This window comes from Brevundimonas sp. (genome assembly GCF_036399195.1).
In the GTDB taxonomy this organism is placed as follows: Bacteria; Pseudomonadota; Alphaproteobacteria; order Caulobacterales; family Caulobacteraceae; genus Brevundimonas.
On the sequence record NZ_DASWNO010000089.1, the window covers coordinates 1 to 2,760 of the forward strand.

The 2,760-nt window shown below is 71.1% G+C and carries 4 protein-coding genes; 3 read left to right on the forward strand and 1 reads right to left on the reverse strand.

The features are described from left to right. The first annotated feature begins 8 nt into the window (after nucleotides 1-8). Both VGB60_RS04305 and VGB60_RS04310 read left to right on the forward strand, forming a co-directional pair. Nucleotides 9-479, forward strand: coding sequence for an Rrf2 family transcriptional regulator (locus tag VGB60_RS04305; protein ID WP_331037047.1), 471 nt, complete (start codon nucleotides 9-11; stop codon nucleotides 477-479). 1 nt (nucleotide 480) lies between these two features. Continuing rightward, the gene (locus VGB60_RS04310) at nucleotides 481-1,293 is read left to right on the forward strand and encodes an SDR family NAD(P)-dependent oxidoreductase (RefSeq protein WP_331037044.1); all 813 of its coding nucleotides are present in this window, start codon (nucleotides 481-483) and stop codon (nucleotides 1,291-1,293) included. Nucleotides 1,294-1,414: 121 nt separating this feature from the next. Here VGB60_RS04310 and VGB60_RS04315 read toward each other — a convergent pair whose 3' ends face one another. Continuing rightward, on the reverse strand, nucleotides 1,415-2,113 hold the full coding sequence (locus tag VGB60_RS04315) for a MarC family protein (protein ID WP_331037045.1): 699 nt from the start codon (nucleotides 2,111-2,113) through the stop codon (nucleotides 1,415-1,417). 111 nt (nucleotides 2,114-2,224) lie between these two features. Between VGB60_RS04315 and VGB60_RS04320 the strand changes: the two genes are divergently transcribed. After that, the coding region (locus VGB60_RS04320) for an orotidine 5'-phosphate decarboxylase / HUMPS family protein (RefSeq protein ID WP_331037046.1) at nucleotides 2,225-2,760 on the forward strand (536 nt) is incomplete at its 3' end.

Sequence of the window (2,760 nt, forward strand, 5' to 3'; positions counted from 1 at the left end):
TCAACGCCATGTCAGACAGTCAACGCTTTCCCGTCGCCGCCCACGCCCTGGCCTATCTGGCCCACAAGGGCGCCTTCTCGGCCGCCGACGCGGCGCCGAGCGCGGTTCTGGCCGCCTCCATCCCGACCAATCCGGTGGTGGTTCGCCGGGTGACGGCCCTGCTCGCCAAGGCGGGCATAATCGCGACTCGGCCCGGAGCCTCGGGCGGAGCCTGGCTGCTGCACCCGCCGGAGATGATCTCGCTGGAAGCCGTGCTGCGCGCCGTCAACGGCTGCGCCCACCTCGGCTCGCCGCCGGCGGGGGCCAAGGGCTGCCCCGTCAGCGAGCATATCCCGCGTCAGGTCGCAAAGGCCCTGACGGCCGCCGATCAGGCCGCCGGCGCGGCCCTGTCGAAGATCACCATCGCCGACCTGCTGGACCACGAGCCGGCCTCGCTGGCCGCCTTCGCCCCTCACCGGTCCTGCCCGGTCGCCGCCTGAGATGAGCCTGCCGTCCCGGCCCCGGCCCGTGGCGCTCGTCACCGGCGCGTCGGCGGGGATCGGCGCGGCGCTCGCCCGGGTCTATGCCGAGCACGGCTGGGATCTGGTCCTGACCGCTCGTCGCGAGGCCCCCCTGCGCGCGCTGGCCGCGGAACTGGCCCTGACCGGGGCCGCCTCCACCGTCCTGCCCGAGGATCTGGCCGACCCCGCCGCGCCCGCCCGGCTGCAACAGGCGATCTCGGAGCGCGGCCTGACCGTCGGCGGCCTGATCAACAACGCCGGCTTCAGCCGCACGGCCGGGTTCCTCAACACCGAGCCGACGGCCCACGCCCAGATGATCCACGTCATGCTGACGGGTCCGGTCGAGCTGGCCCGGCTGCTCGCCCCGGCCATGGTCGAGCGGGGCTTCGGCCGCATCCTCAACGTCGCCTCCCTGGCCGGCCAGATGCCTGCGACCGGCGGCGACACCCTGTACGGGCCGATCAAGAGCTTCCTGATCAAGGCGTCGCAGGGCCTGCACCTGGAGCTGCGGGGAACCGGCGTCCACGTCACCGCGCTATGCCCCGGCTACACCCTGACCGAGTTCCACGACGTCAACGGCACCCGCGAGGAAGTCTCGACCGCCTACCCCCGCTGGATGTGGCAGACCGCCGACCACGTCGCCCGCGTCGGCTACGCCGCCTGCGAGGCCAACCGGCCGAAGGTCACGCCCGGCGCGATGAACAACCTGCTGGCGGGCCTCGCCAAACACCTGCCGGACCGCATGGCGCTGAACATGGTCGGCGGCCACGCGAAACGGCTGAGGCGGATATGAAGAGGTGATTGGTGGCTGGTGATTGGTGACTGGTGCGCCGCTCCATTGGCGGCGCGCGAATGGCTCAGCCGGCGGCGGCCAACCAACCACCAATCACCCATCACCAGCCACCCTCGGCCCCTTAGTGCCCGCCCGTCGGATACGGCGTCGTCACCGAGCCCGCGATCATGCCGGGGATCGCTTCCGACAGCCCCAGCAGGATGAACTGGATCGCAAGCGCGCACAGGATCAGGCCCAGCACGCGCACGATGATCGACATGCCGACCTCGCCCAGAACACGGCTGATCGGTCCCGTCGCGGCGAAGCAGAGGAAGGTCGCGAGGCAGGCGGCCGCGATGGCGGCGACCCCGGCGACCTGGCCCATGTAGCCGATCTTCGACGCCTCGCCGGCCTGGATGATGATGGTCGAAATGGCGCCCGGGCCGATCATCAGGGGGATCGCGAAGGGCACGACCAGCCGCTGGAATCGCCGCTGGGCATAGCCGCGCACATCCTTCACATCGTTCGCCGCGTCGGAGTCGGTAAAGGACTTGAGAAAGTCCTCGCGCGTCATGTCGAGACCGAGCAGCAGCAGCAGAATGCCCCCGGCGATGCGGAACGCCGCCAGCGAGATGCCGAAGAACTGCAGCAGCCCCAGACCGGTGAAGAAGAAGAAGGCCAGAAACGCCGCCGCGAAGAGGCAGATCAGCGCCGCCACCGACCAGCGTTGCCGCATCGTCGCGCCGGCCGTGGCGGCCGCGAAGATCGGGATGTTGCCGATCGGATCGACCAGGGCGAACAGGGCCACGAACAGGTTGACGCCCAGATCGACCGCGTCCATCAGATGTCCTCGCCCTGCAATTCAGCTTCGCCCGCCGCCATCAAGGCCGACGCCCGCGCGCGCGTCCACCCCTGACCCGCGAAAAGGCCAAGGTTTCTCGAGGACGAGTCCATGACCATCGCCGCCTCAGCCGACCCGCGCCTGATCGTCGGGCTGGACCTGCCGTCGCTCGAGGCGGCCCGCGCCATGGTCGAGCGGCTGGGCGAGACCGTCGGCTTCTACAAGGTCGGCCTGACGCTGCTGGCGCGGCCCGGCGGCGTCGCCTTCGCCCACGAGATTCGGGCCGCGGGCAAGCAGGTGTTCCAGGACTGGAAGCTCCACGACATCGGGGCGCAGGTCGAGGGCGCGGCCCGGTCCGTGGCGGAAGGCGGCTGCGACCTGCTGACCGTCCACGCCGAGCCGCAGGTCATGCGCGGCGCCGTCCGGGGCCGGGACGCCGCGGGTTCGGGGACGAAGCTGCTGGCGGTCACGGTCATGACCAGCCTGTCCGACACCGACCTGACCGAAATCGGCTACGGCTTCGACGCCGCCGCCCTCGTCGAGCGGCGCGTCCGGCAGGCGCTGGACTGCGGCGTCGACGGCGTCGTTTCAAGCCCACTGGAAGCCGCTCGCGTGCGCGAGATCGCGACAGCGGCGGGTCGCCCCGA